The organism is Nocardiopsis sp. NPDC058789 (assembly GCF_042745575.1).
GTDB lineage: Bacteria > Actinomycetota > Actinomycetes > Streptosporangiales > Streptosporangiaceae > Nocardiopsis > Nocardiopsis eucommiae.
This window is the reverse complement of record NZ_JBHYOW010000010.1, coordinates 1-20,208: the sequence shown is the minus strand read 5'-3', so window position 1 is coordinate 20,208 and position 20,208 is coordinate 1. Positions and strand designations below refer to the sequence as shown.

Sequence of the window (20,208 nt, the reverse complement as noted above, 5' to 3'; positions counted from 1 at the left end):
AAGGGATGCTGTGACACGGATAGGTATCACCGGACATTCGAACCTGACAGGGAACAGTGCGCAGGTCGTGAGGGGGGCACTGGCCGACGCCCTCGCCCCGTACAGCGACGGGGAGCTGGTGGGGATCTCGTGCCTGGCTCGTGGCGCGGACCAGCTGTTCGCGTCGGCGGTTCTGGAGGCGGGCGGGCGCGTGGAGGTGGTCCTTCCCTCGGCTGACTACCGCGAGAACAAGGTCAAGCCGCACGAACGGGACTCGTTCGACGAGCTGCTCATCCGCGCCGACTCGGTCCGCTACATGCCGCACCGCAGTGCGGGCCGTGCGGCGTACGAAGCCGCGAACCGGACCCTGATGTCCCAGGCGGACCGACTCTTCGCGGTGTGGGACGGTCAACCGGCCGACGGCCACGGCGGGACCGGGGACGCCGTGGAGACCGCCCGTCAGCGAGGGCTGCCGGTCGAGGTGATCTGGCCGGACGGCGTGCGGCGCGGCTGAGGACCCCGTGGCTCACCCCATCCCTCCCCCGGACCGAGGAGTCTCCGACACGGACACCGGGGACTCCGTCGAGCATGGCCAGGCCGTGGACCGGCGTGGCCGCGCCGTGGGGGTTTCCACGGCCTCGCTCACAACCTAGCCCCCGGGACCCGCCCGTGTCCGCGTTTTCCCGAAACTCGGCCGAGGGCGGGGTCCCAGGCACAGGAGCGACACACACCCGACGCGTGCCACCGGCACGGCGGGCCGCTCGCCGCGCCCACCGGTGCCCCGCTCCGTGGCACGGACCGACCGTCACTCCCGCCGGAACACACCCCTCCCCTCACGCCACTCCTGATCACCGACGCCACCCGCGCCACACCGCACGCCACCCGAATCCCGGCGCGCCCCGTGGCGCCGTCCGCCGCGGACCACCTAGCCTTCACTTCTCCCCCACTGTCACCGTCCACGGAACCCGGTTCCGTCGTGGCCACATCCGGACACGGAGAGCGAGTGAGTCGTGACAGGAAAAGCGGGCTTCACGTGGCAAGGCCGTCAAACCAGACGATTCCGAACCCCTGCGGCACGGGGCCTTCCACATTGACAGTTCCGGGCGCCCCGATCTCCAATATCGCCACATATCCGAAGCCTCACCCCCGCTCTACGGAGGCATCGTGTCCCTCACCCCCGTTCGAAGAACACTGGTCCCGGTCGCCGCGAGCGCCCTCCTGCTCGGGCTGCTGACACCGGGCGGCGCGACCGCCGAACCCTCCTACGACCTGTACGAGATCTCCGGTGTGACCACCGCCGAGGAACGGTCGCGGATAGCCGCGTCCGGCGTGGCCATCGACCACGTCGGGGAGGAGTCCGTCCTGGTGACCGGTTCGGTGCACGACATGGCGGAGCTCGGCGAGCTCGGCTACGCCGCCGAGCCGTACGCCCTCCCCGAGACCTTCGCCAACCCCGATCCGGGCTACACGACCTACCCGGAACTGCTGGAGATCATCGACGACCTCGTCGCGGCCCATCCCGACATCGCCGCACAGGAGGTGTACGGGCAGTCCCACGAGGGCCGCGACCTCGTCGCGGTGAAGATCAGCGACAACGTGTCCGTGGACGAGGACCAGCCCGAGGTGCTGTTCACCCACTCCCAGCACGCCCGCGAGCACCTGACCGTGGAGATGGCGATCCACCTGATGCGCCTGCTCACCGACGGGTACGGCGAGGACGAGCGTGTGACCGGTCTGGTGGACAGCCGGGAGATCTGGATCCTGCCGAACGTCAACCCGGACGGCAGCGAGTACGACATGGCGGGTGACACCTGGCGGGACTGGCGCAAGAACCGCTCCCCCAACGAGGGGTCCTCCGCGATCGGCACCGACCTCAACCGCAACTGGGCCCACAACTGGGGCTGCTGCAACGGCTCCTCGGGCGACCCGAGCAGCATCACCTACCGGGGGGACTCCGCCGAGTCGGCCCCCGAGGTCCAAGCCGTCGCGGACTTCGTGCGCGGTCGCGTGGTGGACGGCGAGCAGCAGATCACCAGCGCCATCGACTTCCACACCTACAGTGAGCTCATCCTGTGGCCGTACGGGTACACGTTCGACGAGGTCACCGACGGCATGAACCGCGAGGAGTACGACACCCACCGCGCCCTGGGCGAGTACATGGCCGAGGCCAACGGCTACACGCCCCAGCAGTCCAGCGATCTCTACGTCACGGACGGGTCCATCAACGACTGGCTCTGGGCCGACCAGGGCATCGTGAACTACACGTACGAGATGTATCCGAAATCGCCCCAGGACGGCGGCTTCTACCCACCCTCCTCGGTGATCGAACGCGAGACCGCCCGCAACGAGGAGGCCGTGCTGCGCCTGCTCGACTACGCGGACTGCCCCTATCGCATCATCGGCGAGGAGGAGGCCTACTGCTCCTGACCTCGTGGTCGGGGCCCGGGCGACAGAACGCCCCCTCGCGCGTGCCGAGATAAGGTCCGCACGCGCGAGGGGGTTCGCTCTTGTCCGGACCCCGGGAACGCCCGGGGTCCGGTGGCGGAACCGGGGGGTGGCGCTGAGCCAGCGAAGAACGTCACCACCCCCCGGGGCTGGTGCGGGCCCCCACCTGCCGGTCGCGGAGGGGGCCCGTGCCACGGGGTCGGGGTGCAGGTCCGACCCCGTGGCGGTCTGTGGGGCCCGGTCGCCGGAGCGGCCGGGCCTGGGAGCTACTCGCCGGGCAGCGGCTCGAACTCCCTGACGGCGTTGATGGCCGGACCGTGCGGAGTGTTGGCCTCGCGCTCGATCATGATCTCGACCAGCACCGGGCGGGAGGTGGACTGTGCCTCCTTGCGGGCCCACTCCAGGGACTCCCGGATCTCCCCCGGCTCCCAGACGCGACGGCCGGAGCAGCCGTAGGCCTCCATCAGCTTCACGCTGTCGGTGCCGTACTCGTCGTAGTGGATGTCCACCTGGTAGTTCATGTCGAACGGGATCGACGCCTGGCGGATCAGGCCCAGGTACTCGTTGTTGAGCATGATGATCACGTACGGCACGTTGTACTGGGCCGCGACCGCGAGTTCCTCGACCATGTACTGGAAGCCGTAGTCGCCGACGATGCCGACCACCTCGGCGTCCGGCTCGGTGTGCTTGAGGGCCTTCTTGACGCCGATGGCCGCCGGGATCTCCCAGCCGAGCGGGCCCGCCTGACCGCAGATCTGGTAGTGGCGCGGCTTGTACGCCTTCTGGTGCTGGCCGCCCCAGATCTGGTAGAGGCCGATGGCGGTGACGAAGTAGGTGTCCTCGTCGAAGACCTCGTTGATCTCCTTGTAGACGCGGGGCGCCTTCACGGGGACGGTGTCGAAGTCCTCGCGGCGGGTCAGGGTGGTCTTGAGCTCGTTGACCCGCTCGATCCACGCGCCGACGTTCGCCTTGGCGTCGCGGCGCCTGGCGGCGGCCAGCAGCTCCCGGAGGAACAGCCCGGCGTCGGAGACCACGCCGAGGTCGGGTTCGAAGACCCGGCCGATCTGGGTGGCCTCGATGTCCACGTGGATGAACGTGCGCTCGCCCCGGTAGACGTCGATCTGGCCGGTGTGGCGGTCCGCGAAGCGCGCCCCCACGGCCAGGACCAGGTCCGACTCCAGGAAGGAGGCGTTGCCGTAGCGCTGGGAGGTCTGCACGCCGGTCATGCCGGAGTACAGGGGCGAGTCCTCGTCGAAGGAGCCCTTGCCCATGAGGGTGACCTGGACCGGGACCTGGAGGTGCTCGGCCAGCGCGCGCAGGTCCTCGGAGGCCTCGGCCAGGATCACCCCGCCACCGGCGAGGATGAGCGGGCGCTCGGCCGCGAGCAGCAGGTCCAGGGCGCGCTCGACCCGGGGCAGGTGCGGCTCGACCGTGTTGATCTTGAGCGCGGCGTCCAGCTCGGGGTCGTACTCGATGAGCTGCTGGGCGACGTCCACCGGGATGTCGACGAGTACGGGGCCCGGACGGCCCTCCTGCGCGATCCGGAAGGCCTCACGGAAGATCCACGGGGCGGTGGCCGCCTCCTTGATCTGGACGGCCCACTTGGTGACGGGCTTGGCGATCTCGACGATGTCGACCGCCTGGAAGCCCTCCTTGTCCAGCAGGTCGGTGCGCTGCTGGCCGGTGATGCACACGATCGGGACGGAGTCCGCGATGGCGGTGTACAGGCCGGTGATCATGTTGGTTCCGGCGGGGCCGGAGGTGCCGATGGCCACGCCGACCCTGCCGGTCGTGCGCGACCAGCCGTCGGCCATGTGGGTGGCGCCCTCCTCGTGGCGGACGGTCAGGTGCTCGATGCCGCCCACCTCCTCCATCGCTTTGTAGAGGGGGAGGATCGCCGCGCCGGGGCAGCCGAAGGCGGTGTCGACGCCCTCGTCCTTGAGGACCTCCACGACGGCGTTCATCGCGGGCATTTTCGCCATGGGAGCGAACCCTTCAGTGCTGGGGTGGTGGGAAGTGCCGGGGCGCCCCGGGGTGGGGGCGCCCCGACCATCCGGGGTGAGTGCCAGGGGTGGGCGGTGCGACCGCCTGCCTTCCGGGTGGGCCAACACCCGGAGGCGGCGCACCGCCCCGGTCATACGGAGCTGTGTGGCCGGAGGTGACGCTGGTGGTTCCGGGACCGCCGGGGCGGCCGGGGGTCCTACTCGCCGTCGCGGCCGGAGAGCTGCTCGACGATCTTGAGCAGGGCCGAGTGGTCGAGACCGCCGTGGCCCTGGTTCTTGAGCGCGGCCACGTACTGCGCCACCTGGGACCCCAGCGGGATCGCCACACCGGCGGCGCTCGCGGAGTCGGTGATGATGCGCATGTCCTTGTCGTGCAGGGCGATCCGGAAGCCGGGGGCGAAGTCGCGCTCGCGCATGCCCCGGCCCTTGCGCTGGAGCACGGTGCTGCCCGCGAGCCCGCCGCCCAGGACCTCCAGGCCGGACTCGGTGTCCACGCCGTGGGCCTCCAGGAAGACCAGGGCCTCGGCGAGGAGCTGGATGTTGCCCGCGACGATGAGCTGGTTGGCGGCCTTGACGGTCTGTCCGGAGCCGCTGGGGCCGACCAGGACCGGGGTGGTGCCCAGGACGTCGAAGACGGGGCGCGCCGCCTCGAAGTCCTCGGCCGCGCCGCCGACCATGATGGACAGCTTGGCCTCGATCGCACCGGCCTCGCCGCCGCTGACCGGGGCGTCCAGGACGCGCAGGCCGCGTTCGGCACCGGCCGCCGCCAGCTCGCGGGCGACGTCGGGGCGGATGGTGCTCATGTCGATGACGAGGGTGCCGGGTTTGGCGTGGTCGTAGACGCCGCCCTCACCGCGCAGGACCTGGTCGACGTCCGGGGAGTCCGGGACCATCGTGATGACCACGTCGGCGTCGGAGACGGCCTCGGCGACGCTCCCGCCGCGCAGGCCGCCCTCAGCGACCAGGGCGTCCACCCGGGCGCTGCTGCGGTTGACGCCGGTGACGGTGTGGCCCGCGCGGACGAGGTTGACGGCCATGGGCAGGCCCATGATGCCCAGGCCGATGAAGGCGATCTTCTTGGCGGCCATGACGGCCCCTTTCAGGCTGTGGTGTGGCTGGTCGTGCTGTGGCTGGTGCGGTGAGGGTAACCGCTGGGACCGGTGGGTCAGTCGCGCCAGCCGAAGCTCTCGGCGCTGGGCACGGTCGGCTTGTACTCCAGGCCGACCAGGCCCCGGTAGCCGCCCGCCTGGGCGGCGGTGAGGAGTTCGTCGAGGGGCAGGGCGCCGGTGCCGGGCTCGCCGCGTCCGGGGGCGTCGGCGATCTGGATGTGCCCGAACTCGGCGGCGTGGTCGCGGACGACGGCGGCCACGTCCTCGCCGTTGACGGCCAGGTGGAAGAAGTCGGCGAGGAGGGCGACGTTCTCGGCCCCGGCCTCCCTGACCTTCGCGACGAAGGCGAGGCCCTCGGCGGCGGTCTTGAGCGGGTAGTCCTCGGAGCCGCTGATGGGCTCGACGAGGACGGTGCCGCCGACCTTGGCCACGGCGTCGGCGGCGGCCACCGCGTTGCGCACGGCGAGGCGGTCCTGCTCGGCGGGGTCCACGCCGTCCTGGCGCAGGCCGTAGAGGGCGTTGAAGCCGGTGGTGCCGGTGCGCTCCGCGATCTGCGCGACCACCTCGGCGTTGGCGAGGAACTCGTCGGCGCGGGAGGGGTGGGAGAGGACGCCGCGGTCGGGGCCGGGGAGCTGGCCGGCGAAGAAGTTGAGGCCGCTCAGACGCACGTCCGCGTCGTCGAGGGCGGCGACGAAGGCGTCGATCTCCGCCTGCGCCGGGGTGGCGCTCTCGAAGGGCCACCAGAACTCGACGGCGTGGAAGCCCGCGTCGCGTGCGGCCCGGGGGCGCTCGTTGACGGGGAGCTCGGTGAACAGCAGGGAGCAGTTCACCGTGTACCCGAGCGTGTGGCTCATGCGTTGCCTCCGAGATCCACTTCCGTATTGCGGAAAGTAGTTTTCACTTTAAGGAATGATCTGAGTGTGGGCCGGACCACCGCCACTTGTCAACCACCCCGCCGGGCCAACCTCCCCGCCGCCCCCGCGCGCACCCCCGCCGCCATCCCCGCCGAACGCCGAGGTCACGACCCCACCCATCCCGGGAGCCTCATGAGGGAGCAGGAACTTCCTCTTTTCTTCGCCCCAGGCCACAGTTTCAACTGTTTTTCCGATTTCTCCCCTTGCGAGTGTTGACAAGGTCACACTGCCATCAACTAGAGTCCCTGCAATCCGTAATACGGAATCAGGTATCTGCACTACGAAAGCCCAGGCCGGTACGACGATCCAGCACCGCACACCGCGTGACGGACGAGTGCCGGCCGAGCCACGGGAGAACACATGCCCGAGACCACCCCGACCTCGTCGGGGGCGACCCCCGAGCCGGGTCTGGCGCGTCTGAACGCCCTGCCTCCGCAGGACCTGCGCACCGAACTCGCCCAGTGCCTGAACGTGGACCGCTGGGTCGAGGCAGTGGCGTCCGAGGCGCCCTACGCGGACCGTCGGAGCCTGCTCTCGGTGGCCGACACCCACGCGCGGGGCATCACCACCGAGGAGGTGGCCACCGCGCTGGCCCGACACCCCCGCATCGGGGAGAAGGCCCAGGGACAGGACACCGAGTCGGCCTGGTCACGCGGGGAACAGGCGGCGTTCGCGGCCGACACCGACGACGCCTCCACCAGGGTCCAGCGGATCTTCACGTTCGCCCAGGGCGAGTACGAGGGGAGATTCGGGCAGATCTACCTCGTCTGCGCCAGCGGCCGCAGCGGACGCGAACTCCTCGCGGACCTGGTCGCCCGGCTCGACAACGACCCCGAGACCGAGCTGACCGTGGTCGGTGAGGAGCTCCGTCAGATCTCCGCACTCCGCCTGGTCAAACTCCTGGAGGCAGCATGAGCCACGTGACCACCCACATCCTGGACGCCGCGCTGGGAGCTCCCGCCCGCGACGTCCCGGTACGCCTGGAGGCCGCCTCCGACCCCGGCCGTACCTCCTGGACCACCGTCGCGGAGGGCCGCACCAACAGTGACGGCCGCGTGCCCGACCTGGGGCCCGACCAACTCTCCGCCGGGTACTACCGGGTCGTCTTCGACACCGGGGCCTACTTCGCCGCGACCGGCCAGAAGGGCTTCTACCCCGAGGTCAGCATCGTGTTCGACCTCGCGGAGGAGGACCAGCACTACCACGTGCCCCTGCTCCTGAGCCCGTTCGCCTACTCGACCTACCGGGGCTCGTAGACCGGGCCCCGCGCCCGCGAGAACCCGGTTCCCCTCCCACGAACGAAGGAGCCCCGCCTGGCGGCACCCACCACGTAGCACCCCCAACCTCTTCGAGTGCGTGACAGGTCCTTCCGCATGACCACAGCGGTCCTCCCTCATACGCACGGCGCACCGACGCGACGACGACGCGCGGCGCAAGCGATGAAACCGAATCCACACGGATGGAGTTCACCCTGATGGGCATCAGGCTCGGAGACAACCAGTACGGCAAGGCGGAGGTCCGCCTCGTCCACGTCCAGCGCGACACGGACGTCCACCAGATCAAGGACGTCAACGTCACCTCCCAGCTCCGCGGGGACCTGGAGGAAGTCCACACCGTGGGCGACAACTCCAAGTGTCTTCCGACGGACACGCAGAAGAACACCGTCTATGCCAAGGCCCGCGAGTGGGGCGGTGTCGGCGCGATCGAGGACTTCGCCCTCCGTCTGGCCCGCCACTTCGTGGACGAGCACGAGTACGTGTACGGCGCCCGCCAGGAGATCGAGGAGTACTCCTGGGACCGGATCGCCACCTCGAAGGGCCCGCACGACCACGCGTTCTCCCGCAGAGGCGCCGAGACCCGCACCACCGTCGTCAACAAGGACGGCGACAAGGAGTGGGTGGTCTCCGGTTTCGAGGGCCTGACCGTCCTCAAGTCGACCGGCTCGGAGTTCCACGGGTACCCCCGGACCCGGTACACGACCCTGGCCGAGACCGACGACCGCATCCTGGCCACCGACGTGACGGCCCGCTGGCGCTACGTCGGCACCGACCACGACTTCGACAAGGCCTACGCGTCGGTCCGGGCCCTCTGCCTGGAGCTCTTCGCCGAGACCCACAGCCTCGCCCTCCAGCAGACGCTGTACGCGATGGGCACGGCCGTCCTGGAGGCCCACCCCGAGATCGCGGAGATCCGCTTCTCCATGCCGAACAACCACCACTTTCTGGTGGACCTCTCCGCGTTCGGCCTGGACAACCCCAACGAGGTCTTCTTCGCCGCCGACCGGCCCTACGGCAAGATCGAGGCCACGGTCGAGCGCGACGACGCCCCCGCACCCGGTGACGCCTGGAAGGCCGTCCCGGGCTTCATCTAACCCCCTCCCGGTGACGACCCCGGGGCGTGCCGCGCGCTCCCCCGAGTCGGACCCGGTGCTCTTCGGAGCTCTCTGAACGCCGGGGCCCGCGCGTGCGGCCGGGCCCCGGACCCTCCCCATCCGAGGTCACCCTCGCCTGCCCGACCAACGGGCCACACCGGCCTTCGGCATGCCCGGAAACAGGGCGTGCGGGGCCGGCGCGACACCACCGGGCACCCGCCCCGGAGAACCCGGTCACCCCCCTCTCCCGGTGACCGCCGATCGCAAAGGCTGGAAACTGGCCATGTCGAACAGTCCGTCCGCGAAGGACTCGGCCACAACAACCGCCACTACCCCCTCCCGCCCCGAGGACGAGAAGCTGCCCGTGCGGCTCATGCTCGTCTACGGGCTCCAGCACATCCTCACCATGTACGCCGGTGCGGTGGCACCGGCCCTCGTCATCGGCGCCGCCGCTGGGCTCGCGAACGACCCCGCCGCCATGGGAATCCTCGTCAGCGGCGCGCTCCTGGTGGCGGGTATCGCCACCCTCATGCAGACCGTCGGACACAAGCGGATCGGCGCGCAGATGCCGATCGTGGTGGCCTGTTCCTTCGTGCCCGTCAGCGCGATCACCGCGCTCGCGGCCGGCCAGGACGGGGAGAACCTCCCCATCGCCTTCGGCGCGTCCATGGCCGCCGGTGTGTTCGCGCTGTTCCTGACCCCCTTCTTCGGGCAGCTCATCCGCTTCTTCCCCCCGATCGTCACCGGCACGATCATCACGGTGATCGGCGTCAGCCTGATGCCGGTGGCCGCGCGCTGGATCATGGACGGCTCGGTGCGCGTCATGGAGGACGGCGCCGAGGTCCCGGCCGCCCCCGTGGCCAACCTCGCCCTGGCCGGGCTGACCCTGACCGTCATCCTCGTCGGTTCCCGCCTGTTCCCGGGGATCTGGGGACGCCTGTCCATCCTGCTCGGCCTGGTCGTGGGCACGCTCGTGGCGGTCCCGCTCGGCATGGCCGACTTCAGCCGGGTGGGCGAGGCCGACCTCGTCTTCAACCCCACCTCGGTGTTCTACTTCGGTGCTCCGCAGTTCGAGGTCGCCGCGATCATCACCATGTGCATCATCATGCTCGTGGTCCTGACCGAGGGCGCCTCGCACATCATCGCGGTCGGTGAGATCACCGGGTCCAAGGTGGACGCCAAGCGCATCTCGGCCGGTCTGCGCGCCGACGTGAGCGGCTCGATCATCGGTCCGATCTTCAGCGCCACCCCCACCAGCTCGTTCGCGCAGAACATCGGACTGCTCGCCCTCACCGGTATCCGCAGCCGCTACGTGGTGGCCACCGGCGCGGGCATCCTGCTGGTCCTGGGCATGTTCCCGGTGCTCGGCGGGGTCATGGCCGCCATCCCCACCCCGGTCCTGGGCGGCGCGGGCCTGGTGCTGTTCGGCAGCGTCGCGGCCAGCGGCATCAAGACCCTCGCCAAGGTGGACTTCACCAACAACCTCAACCTCATCCTGGTCGCGGCCTCCGTCGGCGTGGCCATCATCCCGCTCGCCTACCCGACCTTCTACGCCTTCCTGCCGGAGTCCGTCGAGCTGATCGCCCACTCGGGCATCATCGGCGCGGCCATCGTGTCGATCCTGCTGAACATCTGCTTCAACGTGATCGGTCGCGGCCCCTCCGCCGACCCCGCCGACATCGACCGGGCCGACATCGGCAGCGCGGGGCCCGGTGAGGCCAAGTACACGGACCAGGCGGGCGCCACCTACCGCAGCACCGACGCCGACCGCACCTGACCCGGGTCCCCCTCTCCCCGGGGCGGAGCGCCGTGACCACGCGCCCGCCCCGCTTCTGTTAAGTGACGGTGAATGGTATGCCTGTGAGGGTGACCGACTGGGACCTGCGCAAGCTGCGCGTACTCCGCACCCTCGAAGAGCTCGGCACCGTCCGGGCGACCGCCGAGGCCCTGTCCATGACCCCCTCGGCCGTCTCCCAGCAGCTCTCGTCCCTCTCCCAGCAGGTCGGGGTGGCGCTGCTGGAGGCGCACGGACGCCGAGTCCGCCTCACCGACGCCGCGCACGTGCTGCTGCGGCACACCGACGTGGTGCTCGCCCAGCTGGAGAGGGCCGAGGCCGAGCTGGACGGGTTCGTCCGGGGTGAGGCCGGACGGGTACGCGTGGGCACCTTCGCCACCGCGATCCCCGGGCTGGTGGTCCCCGCCCTCAACGCGCTGCGCGCCGACCACCCCGGGCTGCGCACCCGGGTGCACCAGGCCGAGGCCGCGGAGGTGTACGACCTCCTCTCCGCCGGGGAGATCGACATCGGCCTCTCCCTGGCAGCGCAGGCCCCCACCAGTAACGACGGCCGCTACGACCGCACCGAACTGCTCACCGACCCCCTCGACGTGGCCCTGCCCGCCCAGCACCGTCTGGCCACCACGACGGCGCTGCGGATGCGGGACCTCGCCGAGGAACCCTGGATCTACGGCGCCTCCGGACCGTGGCGGGACATCACCCTCGCCGCCTGCGCCCAGGCGGGGTTCGTGCCCGAGCAGGCACACGTGGCCTCGGACTGGCGGGCCATCCTCGACATGGTCGCCGCCGGGATGGGGATCGCGCTGATCCCCCGCCTGGCCGCCGCCCGCGACGCGCCCGGGGTCACCCTGCGGGTGCCGCACGCCGACCAGCCCCGCCGCCACGTGGTCACCGCCGTGCGGTCCGGCTCCGGTGAACGGCCGCAGATCGCCCTCGCCCTCAGGGCTCTGGCCGACGCCGCCGCACGGCTGACAACCGTTCAGGCAAGGCGAACATAATGATCAAAAACTTTCGCTGGAATTAACCGGTCCCTCCTGCGAGTCTGAAGGAAGACCCCGACCGACAGGAGCAACGTGAGCCAGGACCCGTCCTTCGACCCCCGCGCCTACAACGCCCAGCCGTACCCCGGTGGCGACCCCTACGCCGACTTCAGGAAGACCGAACTGGACTTCGCCGGGCTGGTGGACCTCGCCGACCGACGTCTGGGCGCCGGTGTCGTCGCCGCCAACGACGAGTTCTTCGCCCACCGCGAGAACATGCTGCGGACGGAGCCCGCGCTGTTCGACCCGCACCACTTCGGGCACAAGGGCAAGGTCATGGACGGGTGGGAGACCCGCCGTCGCCGTGGTGTGAGCGCCGAGCAGCCGCACCCCACCGCCGACGACCACGACTGGGCGCTGGTCCGCCTCGCGCTGCCCGGCGTCATCCGCGGCGTCGTCGTGGACACGGCGCACTTCCGGGGCAACCACCCCACGGAGATCAGCGTCGAGGTGACGCGCGTCGACGGGACCCCCACCACCGAGGAGCTCCTGGCCGCCGACTGGACCGAGCTCGTCGCCCGCACGCCGGTCTACGGCCACGCCGAGAACGGCTACGAGATCGACGTCGAGCGCCGCTGGACGCACCTGCGCCTCAAGCAGTTCCCCGACGGCGGCGTCGCCCGCCTGCGCGTGTACGGCGAGCCCGTCGCGGACCCGGCCTGGCTGTCCGCCCTCGGCGGCTTCGACCTGGCCGCGCTGGTCAACGGCGGCACGGTCGAGGACGCCTCGGACCGCTTCTACTCCTCGCCGGAGAACATCATCCTGCCGGGTCGCTCGCACAAGATGGACGACGGCTGGGAGAACCGCCGCCGCCGCGACACCGGCAACGACTGGGTGCGCTTCCGCCTCACCGCCCAGGCCTCCGTCCGCGCCATCGAGCTGGACACCGCCTACCTCAAGGGCAACTCGGCCGGATGGGTGACCATCCTGGGCCGCGACACGCACTCGGACACCCCGGACGCGTGGTTCGAGATCGTCGGCCGCACGCGGCTCCAGCCCGACAGCGCCCACCGCTTCGTCCTGGACTCGCCGGTCACCGCCACCCACGTGCGCACCGACGTGTTCCCCGACGGCGGCATGGCCCGCCTGAACGTGTACGGCTCCCTCACCGAGACCGGCACCGCCGACCTCCGCGACCGCTGGGAAGCCACCCGGGGCTGACCGCGCAGAGACCAGGGCGGGCACGCGTCAGCGTGCCCGCCCTTCCACGTGCCCGAGGCTCAGCCCCCGCCAGCAGGGGACCAGAGCGACGCGGGCGCGCGGATCCCCCAGCACCAAAGGGTTCGTCCGGACCCCCCGCACCGCCAGCACAGCGGGGACCTGGTCCACCCCGTGGTGGAGGGGAACGGCGCCATGCGGGTCACTGCGGCGCGTGGCCGGGGCGCACGTACGCGAACGGGCGCCCCGGGGGTGGCGGGGCGCCCGTGACGGGGACCGGATCAGTCCCGGGTGATCATCCGACCGGACACACTGTCCGAGGTGACCTCGGTGCCGCGCAGGATCGTGCGGCGGACACGACCGTGAAGGTCGGCTCCGTCATAGGCGCTCACCGGGTTGCGGTGGGCCAGCGAGCTCGCCTCCACGTGGAAGGGCTCGTCAGGAGCGAAGACCGCCAGGTCCGCGTCCATGCCTTGGGCGATCGACCCCTTGCCGGACACCCCGGCCACGCGGGCGGGCCGGGCGGACATCCACCGGACGACCTCCGCGAGCGGAACGCCACGGCCGCGGGCCTCGGTCCACATGGCGGACAACCCCACCTGGAGCCCGGCGACCCCGCCCCAGGCGGTCCCGAAGTCACCGGTGTCCAGGTCCTTCAGGTCCGGGGTGCTCGGGGAGTGGTCGCTGACCACGCAGTCGATCAGCCCGTCCTGGAGCGCGCGCCAGAGGAGGTCGCGGTTGGCGCCGTCACGGATCGGCGGGCAGCACTTGTAGCTGGTCCCGCCAGCCGGGATCTCCTCGGCGGCCAGCGTGAGGTAGTGCGGACAGCTCTCCACGGTGAGGGAGACGCCCTCCTCCTTGGCCTGCGCGATCAGCGGCAGGGCCGAGGCGCTGGACAGGTGCAGGATGTGCGCGCGCACCCCGGTGCGTCGGGCCGTGTCGATCACCAGGGCGATCGCGGCGTTCTCGGCCTCGTCGGGGCGGGAGGCCAGGAAGTCCGCGTATTCGCGCCCGGACGCGGCCGGTGCCGAGTCCAGCACCCGGGGGTCCTCCGCGTGCACGATCAACCTGCCGCCGAACGCCTTGATGGCCGTGGCGGCGGTGTTCAGCTGCTCCGGGGAGAGGTGTCCGAACTCGTCCACTCCCGAGGGCGACAGGAACGCCTTGAACCCGAACACTCCCTCGGACCAGAGGTCGGACAGGGTGCCGGTGGTGTCGGCCCCGGAGTTCTCCGGGACGGCCCCGCCCCAGAAGCCCACGTCCACCGCGAGCTTGCCCTCGGCCACCGCGCGCTTGGCCTTGAGGCCGTCGAGCGTGGTGGTGGGCGGCACGCTGTTGAGCGGCATGTCCACCAGGGTGGTGACCCCGCCCAGGGCGGCGGCGCGGGTGGCGCTGGCGAAGCCCTCCCACTCGGTGCGGCCGGGCTCGTTGACGTGCACATGGCTGTCCACGAGGCCGGGCAGGAGGATCTCGTCCTCGGCCAGGCGGATCTCTCGGGCGGCGTCGACGGGGGTGTCGTCACCGGAGAGGACCTCGGTGATCCTTCCGTCGTCGACGACCACGCTGACGGCGCGCTCACCCTCGGGGGTGAGGGCGCGGTGGGCGCGTACGACGAGTGCGTGCTCGGTCAACTCACTGCTCCTGTCCGACACGGCGGGTGGCCAGGGCGACGATGGTACCGGCGTCGGCACCGGCGGCGGTGACCACCTCGGACTCCTCCAGGGCACCGCAGCGCAGGCCGCTGGCCAGCACGGAGGCCAGCGCCTGGGCGGTGGCGGGTTCGTCCATGACGTTGCCCCCGGTCTGGCCGAGGTAGGCCTTGAGGCGGGCCGCGGCGGGCGCGAAGGCCTCACGGTAGAAGGCGTAGGTGGCCAGGTACCGGATGGGCAGCTGGTTCGGGTGCAGGTCCCAGCCCTGGTAGAAGCCGCGCTCCAGGGAGCGGCGGACCAGTCCGGCGTGCAGGCTCCACGCGGAGCGCACGTCCTCGGGGGTGCCCGTGGGCAGGATGTTGCTGCCGCCGTCGGAGAGCCACACCCCGGTTCCGGCGGCGGCCACCTGCATGACCGACTTCGCGTAGTCGGCGGCCGGGTGGGCCAGGCTCTGGTGGGCGGCGGTGATCCCGCAGGCCGCGCTGTAGTCGTAGGTGCCGTAGTGCAGGGCGGTCACGCGGCCCTGGCCCGCCTGGATCATGCGGGAGACCGCGACGGTGCCGTCGGTGAGCAGGATGGACTGGGGGGTCTCGATCTGGAGCTCGAACCGCAGGCGTCCGGCGGGCAGGCCGAAGCGCTCCTCCAACCGCTCGCTGACCCACACCATGGCCTCGACCTGCTCGACCGAGGTGATCTTGGGCAGCGTGAGGACGAGGTTGTCCGGGAGGGAGCCGTGCCCCTCCAGCAGGGTCTGGAGGAAGAGCGTGAGCGTGCGCACGCCCCGGTGGCGTCCGGCCGCCTCCATGCCCTTCATCCGGATACCGAAGTAGGGGGTGGCCGTCCCCTGGCCGAGGTCCGAGACGAACGCGTTCGCGGTGGCGAGCACGTGGGCGTCCTCGGCCTCGTCGCCGGGCGCCCCGTAGCCGTCCTCGAAGTCGGCGCGCAGGTCCTCGATGGGCTCGCGGGCGAGCTTGGCGCGCACCAGCGGGATCGCGTCGGCCACGGCGGCCTCGCTCAGGCCCGTGATCTCGGCCAGGTCGGCCGCCTTGGGCGCGTACTCGTCGAGGGAGTTGATCGCCTCCTCGCCCCAGGCGGCGGCGAGGCCGGGCCGGATACGGTCGGCGGGAACGTAGACGCTGTGAACGGGCTGGCGGCCGCCGCTGGTCCCGGGGTACTCACGGTCCAGTCGGGCGTCGGCCTCGGCCAGCCGGGTGTCGAGTTCGGTGACCAGATCGGTCAGGCCAGCAAGGCTGTCACTCGCCACGTGTCGTGTCCTCCTCTGTCGTCGGTGCCGACTCTCGGGGGTCGATGAGAGTCCGGTCACTAATTTCTACATGCGGATAATAACTTCTGCCATCCGGAAGAACAAGGGTTCTGGTGCCCTCGCGCCCCGGGGCGCGAAGCTTCCATGCGCAACAGAGAGCGAAACCCACCTTTCGTATTGCAGAATGATGGGCGTGACCGCAGCGGCCCTCAGCATGGGAGCACGACCCTTGTCAGCCTCACAGATCCCCCGAACGGACCAGCCACGCCCTCCAGAGGAGACGGCCCGGCGCTCAGGTGGCGTGCAGTCCCTCGACCGCGCCTTCGCCCTGTTGGAGATCATGGCGGAGGCGGGCGGTGAGGCCTCCCTGAGCCAGCTCGCCGACTCCTCCGGGCTGCCCCTGCCGACCATCCACCGCATCATCCGCACCCTGGTCGGCAACGGCTACGTGCGCCAGCTCCCCTCCCGCCGCTACGCCCTGGGCCCCCGTCTGATCGGACTCGGCGACAAGGCCGCCCGTATGCTCGGCACCTGGGCCCGACCCCACCTCGCCCAGCTCGTCGAGGACCTCGGAGAGACCGCCAACCTGGCGATGCTCGACGGTGACAAGGTCATCTACGTCGCGCAGGTCCCCTCACCGCACGCCATGCGCATGTTCACCGAGGTCGGCCGCCGCGTCCTGCCGCACTCCGCCGGAGTCGGCAAGGCCCTGCTGTCACAGCTCAGCGACGAGGAGGCCCTGGCCGCCGTGCGCCGCACCGGGATGCCCGCCGCCACCGAGCGCACCATCACCGACCACGAGGCCTTCCTCGCCGAGCTCCGGCGCATCCGCGAGACCGGGTACGCCATCGACGACGGCGAACAGGAGGTGGGCGTGCGCTGCGTCGCCGTGCCGGTCAAGGACGCCCCCTCGGGCATGGCCGTCTCGGTCTCCGGCCCGGAGGCCCGCGTGAGCTGGGACTTCGTGGACCACGCCGCCCCCATCGTGCAGCGGTGCGCCCGGGTCCTGGCCACCGACCTCAACAACCAGAGCTGACCGGGCCGCCCGGACACGACGAGGGGGCGTGACCACATGTGGTCACGCCCCCTCGTCCGCTCCGACCCTACGTCTGCTGGTCGAAGCCCAGCTTGCGCAGCTGCTTGGGATCGCGCTGCCAGTCCTTGGCGACCCGCACCCGCAGGTCCAGGAAGACCCGCTGCCCGAGCAGCCCCTCGATCTGCTTGCGCGCCCGCGAACCCACGTCCCGCAGACGCGAACCCTTGGAGCCGATCACGATCGCCTTCTGGCTGGGCCGCTCCACGTACAGCGACGCGTAGATGTCCACCAGCTCCTTGCCGGGCCTGGTGTTCTCCCGCTCGTACATCTCGTCGACGACCACCGCGATCGAGTGCGGGAGCTCGTCCCGGACCCCCTCCAGAGCGGCCTCCCGGACCAGCTCCGCCACCAGCATCTCGTCCGGCTCGTCGGTGAGGTCGCCGTCCGGGTACAGCGGCGGCCCCTTCGGCAGGTGCGAGCACAGCACGTCCGTGACCGTGTCCAGCTGGAACTCGCCGCGCGCGGACACCGGAACGATGTCGGCCCAGTCCCCCAGCTCGTTCACGGCCATCAGGTGCTCACCGACCGCCGCCCGGTCCACCAGGTCGGTCTTGGTCACGAGCGCCACCACCGGGGTGTTGGTCTGCTCCGCGAGCTCCTTGGCGATGTAGGTGTCACCGCGCCCGATCGGCTCGTTGGCGGGCAGACAGAACGCGATCACGTCCACCTCGACCAACGTGGACCGCACCAGCGAGTCCAGCCGCTCCCCCAACAGGGTGCGGGGCTTGTGCAGACCGGGCGTGTCCACGATGATCAGCTGCGCGTCCGGACGGTGCACGATCCCGCGCACCGTCCGCCGCGTGGTCTGCGGCCGGTTGCTGGTGATCGCCACCTTCTGCCCGACCAGCGCGTTCATCAAGGTGGACTTGCCCACGTTGGGGCGGCCCACGAAGCAGGCGAAACCGCTCCGGAAGCCCTCCGGGTAGGAGAGCGGCTCCAGCGGCACGCGGAGCTTCTCAAGGTCGAGGTCGTTCATCTGTCCTTCTCAACGCCGGGTGACGCTCGCGGGCACCCCGTCGGGGGCCGCGATCACCACCAGGTGGGTCTTCAGGTCGTCCGCCACCGCGCGGTCGGCCTCGGTCAGCTCCTTGGCCTCGGTGACGACCACGGCGGCCTCCAACGCGGCGGCCTCACTGGAGGCGGCCGCGGCCACGGCGGCCTGGAGCGCGCTCAAGCGCAACGAGGGCAGCGAGACCGTGGTGGCCACGTACGTGCGCCCCGTCTCGTCGCGCACCGCGGCGCCCTCGGCCGCGGCGTTCCGCGCCCGGGAGGCCCGCGCGAGGGTGATCAGCTTGGTGTCCTCGGGGCCGAGTCCCGTCGTGTCCGTCACTGGTCCGTGCTCCTTACGTCGTGGTCGTGGCCCTGGTCCCGCTCGTCGGGCAGACGCTCCACCAGCACCGTGGTCATCCGGTTCCGGCGGCTGCTCTTGCCCTCCAGGGTGAGCCTGAGTCCAGCGTATTCTGCCTGGGCGCCACCGGCCGGGACGCGACCCAGCACGAACGCCACCAGGCCGCCCACGGTCTCCACGTCGGAGACCTCCAGGTCCCGCTCGGGGAACAGTTCGGCCAGCTCCCCCAGCGGCAGCCGCGCGGTCACCCGCGCACGGTCGTCGTCCAGCCAGTCCACCGGGGCGATCTCGTGGTCGTACTCGTCGGTGATCTCCCCGACGATCTCCTCCACGATGTCCTCCAGCGTGACCAGCCCGGCGGTGCCGCCGTACTCGTCGATCGCCACCGCCACGTGGTTGCGGCGCTTCTGCATCTCCCGCAGGAGCTCGTCGATGGGCTTGGTGTCGGGCACGAAGGTGGCGTCACGCATCACGTCGGCGGCGGTCAGGGGCACGTCGTCCGCGCCCCCGGCGGCCGCCGCCCAGCGGTCACGCAACCGCTCCACGAGGTCCTTGAGGTAGACGATGCCCACCACGTCGTCCTCGTCCTCACCCGTGACCGGGATACGCGAGTACCCGCTGGCCATGGCGAGCGAGAGGACCGCGTCGGCGTCGGCGTCCCGGCCGGTGAACACGATGTCGGGCCGGGGCACCATGACCTCGCGCACCGAGGTGTCGTCCAGCTTGAACACCGAGTGGATCATCTGGCGCTCCTCGGGGTCGATCACCTCCCCCTGCTCGGCGAGGTCCACGAGCTGTCGCAGCTCCACCTCGGTGCTGAAGGGACCGTCCCGGTCACCCTTGTCGCGCGGGGTGAGCGCGCGGCCCGCCCCCACCAGCAGGCGGGCCAGCGGACCCAGCACCACCTGGAGCGGGTACCCGACCGTGGCGCTGGTCCGGGCGATCGGCCCGGCGAACTGGCGGCCGAGGATGCGCGGGGTGACCGCGATCAGGACGCACTCCACCACGACCATCGACACGGCGGTGAGCGCCAGGGCGGGCCAGCCCGCGCCCAGCAGGAAGACCATGCCCACGGCGGCGGCGAGGACCGCGCAGACCTCGCACACCACCCGCAGGAAGAGCAGCGTGTTCAGGTGTGCGGTCGGGTTCACGCGCACCCGCTCCCACGCGGCGCGCGCCCGTGCGGAGCGCTCACCGTGGGAGTCCTCCATGCCCATGGAGATCACGCGGGTGACGGCGACCTCCGCGGCCACCAGGAACCCGGCCACCGCTGTCAGCAGGAGGGCGACCGCGAAGGCCGACGCCCACACCAGGGGGTCGCCCGTGGCCAACGACGCGCTCATCGGGCGCTCTCGTCCCCTTCGGTCGTCTCCTCGGCGGCGGCCTCGCGCTCGTTCCAGGCGGCGAGGATCTCACCCTGGAGGCCGAACATCTCCTTGTGCTCCTCGGGCTCGGCGTGGTCGTAGCCGAGCAGGTGCAGGATGCCGTGCGTGCACAGCAGGTCGATCTCCGCCTGGGTCCCGTGACCGGCCTTCTCGCCCTGGCGCTCGGCCACCTGCGGGCAGATGATCACGTCACCGAGCACACCCGGCTCGCTGGTGCGCCCGGGGCCGCCGGGGCGCAGCTCGTCCATGGGGAAGGAGAGCACGTCGGTGGGGCCGGGCTCGTCCATCCAGCGCACGTGGAGGTCGGTCATGGGTCCTTCGTCCACCAGCACGACCGACAGCTCGGCCAACGGGTGCACCCGCATGGCGTCGAGCACGTGCCGGGCCAGACGGGAGAGTCGCTCCTCGTCCACGGTGCTGACGCCGGACTCGTTGGCGACGTCGATACTCATCGGTTGGGACTGCCTCACTTGGATTCGGTGTGGGTCGGCGGTGTCGCTCCGCCCGGTACCCGGGGAAGGGCACCCTACCGACAGCGGTGGGCCCGCACGAGGCGGGGCCCCCCCCCCGGGAGACAAACCAACAATAAGAACAATCGCCCGGAGTGGGGGGCCTCCACGACCCGGGCCCGATCCGGGGGGGGGTTGGACCC

The 20,208-nt window shown here is 71.0% G+C and carries 18 protein-coding genes; 9 read left to right on the top strand and 9 right to left on the bottom strand.

The genetic code is table 11. From position 1 onward, the window contains the following. The first annotated feature begins 10 nt into the window (after window positions 1-10). Window positions 11-493, top strand: a complete 483-nt coding sequence (locus ACFW3L_RS16245; protein WP_378741096.1) for a hypothetical protein — start codon at window positions 11-13, stop codon at window positions 491-493. Between the two features lie 650 nt (window positions 494-1,143). Continuing rightward, complete coding sequence (locus ACFW3L_RS16240) at window positions 1,144-2,406, top strand: M14 family metallopeptidase (protein WP_378741094.1); 1,263 nt, start codon at window positions 1,144-1,146, stop codon at window positions 2,404-2,406. A gap of 284 nt (window positions 2,407-2,690) precedes the next feature. Here ACFW3L_RS16240 and gcl read toward each other — a convergent pair whose 3' ends face one another. The 3 genes from gcl to ACFW3L_RS16225 form a co-directional block, all read right to left on the bottom strand. Continuing rightward, window positions 2,691-4,406: a glyoxylate carboligase gene (gcl, locus tag ACFW3L_RS16235; RefSeq protein ID WP_378741092.1), complete on the bottom strand. Its 1,716-nt coding sequence runs from the start codon at window positions 4,404-4,406 to the stop codon at window positions 2,691-2,693. 218 nt (window positions 4,407-4,624) lie between these two features. Then, a complete protein-coding gene (locus ACFW3L_RS16230) occupies window positions 4,625-5,515 on the bottom strand; it encodes a 2-hydroxy-3-oxopropionate reductase (protein WP_378741090.1) in 891 nt (296 codons plus the stop codon). 77 nt (window positions 5,516-5,592) lie between these two features. Continuing rightward, window positions 5,593-6,390, bottom strand: coding sequence for a hydroxypyruvate isomerase family protein (locus tag ACFW3L_RS16225; RefSeq protein WP_378741088.1), 798 nt, complete (start codon window positions 6,388-6,390; stop codon window positions 5,593-5,595). 420 nt (window positions 6,391-6,810) lie between these two features. Between ACFW3L_RS16225 and uraD the strand changes: the two genes are divergently transcribed. The 6 genes from uraD to alc all read left to right on the top strand — a co-directional run bounded on the left by uraD (window position 6,811) and on the right by alc (window position 12,817). Continuing rightward, window positions 6,811-7,365 carry a 2-oxo-4-hydroxy-4-carboxy-5-ureidoimidazoline decarboxylase gene (uraD, locus tag ACFW3L_RS16220; RefSeq protein WP_378741086.1) on the top strand — a complete coding sequence of 185 codons (555 nt, stop codon included), beginning with the start codon at window positions 6,811-6,813 and terminating at the stop codon, window positions 7,363-7,365. Further along, window positions 7,362-7,706, top strand: a complete 345-nt coding sequence (uraH, locus tag ACFW3L_RS16215; RefSeq protein ID WP_378741084.1) for a hydroxyisourate hydrolase — start codon at window positions 7,362-7,364, stop codon at window positions 7,704-7,706. The genes uraD and uraH overlap by 4 nt, the downstream gene beginning before the upstream one ends. 218 nt (window positions 7,707-7,924) lie before the next feature. Then, window positions 7,925-8,821, top strand: a complete 897-nt coding sequence (gene pucL / locus ACFW3L_RS16210) for a factor-independent urate hydroxylase (RefSeq protein ID WP_378741554.1) — start codon at window positions 7,925-7,927, stop codon at window positions 8,819-8,821. Window positions 8,822-9,104: 283 nt separating this feature from the next. After that, complete coding sequence (locus ACFW3L_RS16205; protein ID WP_378741082.1) at window positions 9,105-10,598, top strand: nucleobase:cation symporter-2 family protein; 1,494 nt, start codon at window positions 9,105-9,107, stop codon at window positions 10,596-10,598. A gap of 77 nt (window positions 10,599-10,675) precedes the next feature. Beyond that, window positions 10,676-11,614, top strand: coding sequence for a LysR family transcriptional regulator (locus ACFW3L_RS16200; RefSeq protein ID WP_378741080.1), 939 nt, complete (start codon window positions 10,676-10,678; stop codon window positions 11,612-11,614). Window positions 11,615-11,689: 75 nt separating this feature from the next. Continuing rightward, window positions 11,690-12,817: an allantoicase gene (gene alc, locus ACFW3L_RS16195; RefSeq protein ID WP_378741078.1), complete on the top strand. Its 1,128-nt coding sequence runs from the start codon at window positions 11,690-11,692 to the stop codon at window positions 12,815-12,817. Between the two features lie 278 nt (window positions 12,818-13,095). Here alc and allB read toward each other — a convergent pair whose 3' ends face one another. Both allB and ACFW3L_RS16185 read right to left on the bottom strand, forming a co-directional pair. Further along, complete coding sequence (gene allB / locus ACFW3L_RS16190; protein WP_378741076.1) at window positions 13,096-14,445, bottom strand: allantoinase AllB; 1,350 nt, start codon at window positions 14,443-14,445, stop codon at window positions 13,096-13,098. Between the two features lies 1 nt (window position 14,446). After that, window positions 14,447-15,727 carry a DUF6986 family protein gene (locus ACFW3L_RS16185; RefSeq protein ID WP_378741074.1) on the bottom strand — a complete coding sequence of 427 codons (1,281 nt, stop codon included), beginning with the start codon at window positions 15,725-15,727 and terminating at the stop codon, window positions 14,447-14,449. Between the two features lie 301 nt (window positions 15,728-16,028). On the opposite strand from ACFW3L_RS16185, the gene ACFW3L_RS16180 reads away from it, so the two are divergent. Further along, the gene (locus ACFW3L_RS16180) at window positions 16,029-16,763 is read left to right on the top strand and encodes an IclR family transcriptional regulator (RefSeq protein ID WP_378741071.1); all 735 of its coding nucleotides are present in this window, start codon (window positions 16,029-16,031) and stop codon (window positions 16,761-16,763) included. 67 nt (window positions 16,764-16,830) lie between these two features. Here ACFW3L_RS16180 and era read toward each other — a convergent pair whose 3' ends face one another. Genes era through ybeY form a run of 4 tightly spaced genes read right to left on the bottom strand, consistent with a single transcriptional unit; the run spans window position 16,831 to window position 20,008 of the window. Next, a complete protein-coding gene (era, locus tag ACFW3L_RS16175) occupies window positions 16,831-17,799 on the bottom strand; it encodes a GTPase Era (protein WP_378741068.1) in 969 nt (322 codons plus the stop codon). 9 nt (window positions 17,800-17,808) lie between these two features. After that, window positions 17,809-18,153 carry a cytidine deaminase gene (locus ACFW3L_RS16170; RefSeq protein ID WP_378741065.1) on the bottom strand — a complete coding sequence of 115 codons (345 nt, stop codon included), beginning with the start codon at window positions 18,151-18,153 and terminating at the stop codon, window positions 17,809-17,811. Beyond that, window positions 18,150-19,514, bottom strand: a complete 1,365-nt coding sequence (locus tag ACFW3L_RS16165) for a hemolysin family protein (protein WP_378741062.1) — start codon at window positions 19,512-19,514, stop codon at window positions 18,150-18,152. Before ACFW3L_RS16165 ends, ACFW3L_RS16170 begins: the two co-directional genes overlap by 4 nt. Next, the gene (gene ybeY / locus ACFW3L_RS16160; protein WP_378741060.1) at window positions 19,511-20,008 is read right to left on the bottom strand and encodes an rRNA maturation RNase YbeY; all 498 of its coding nucleotides are present in this window, start codon (window positions 20,006-20,008) and stop codon (window positions 19,511-19,513) included. Before ybeY ends, ACFW3L_RS16165 begins: the two co-directional genes overlap by 4 nt. Window positions 20,009-20,208: the final 200 nt, after the last annotated feature.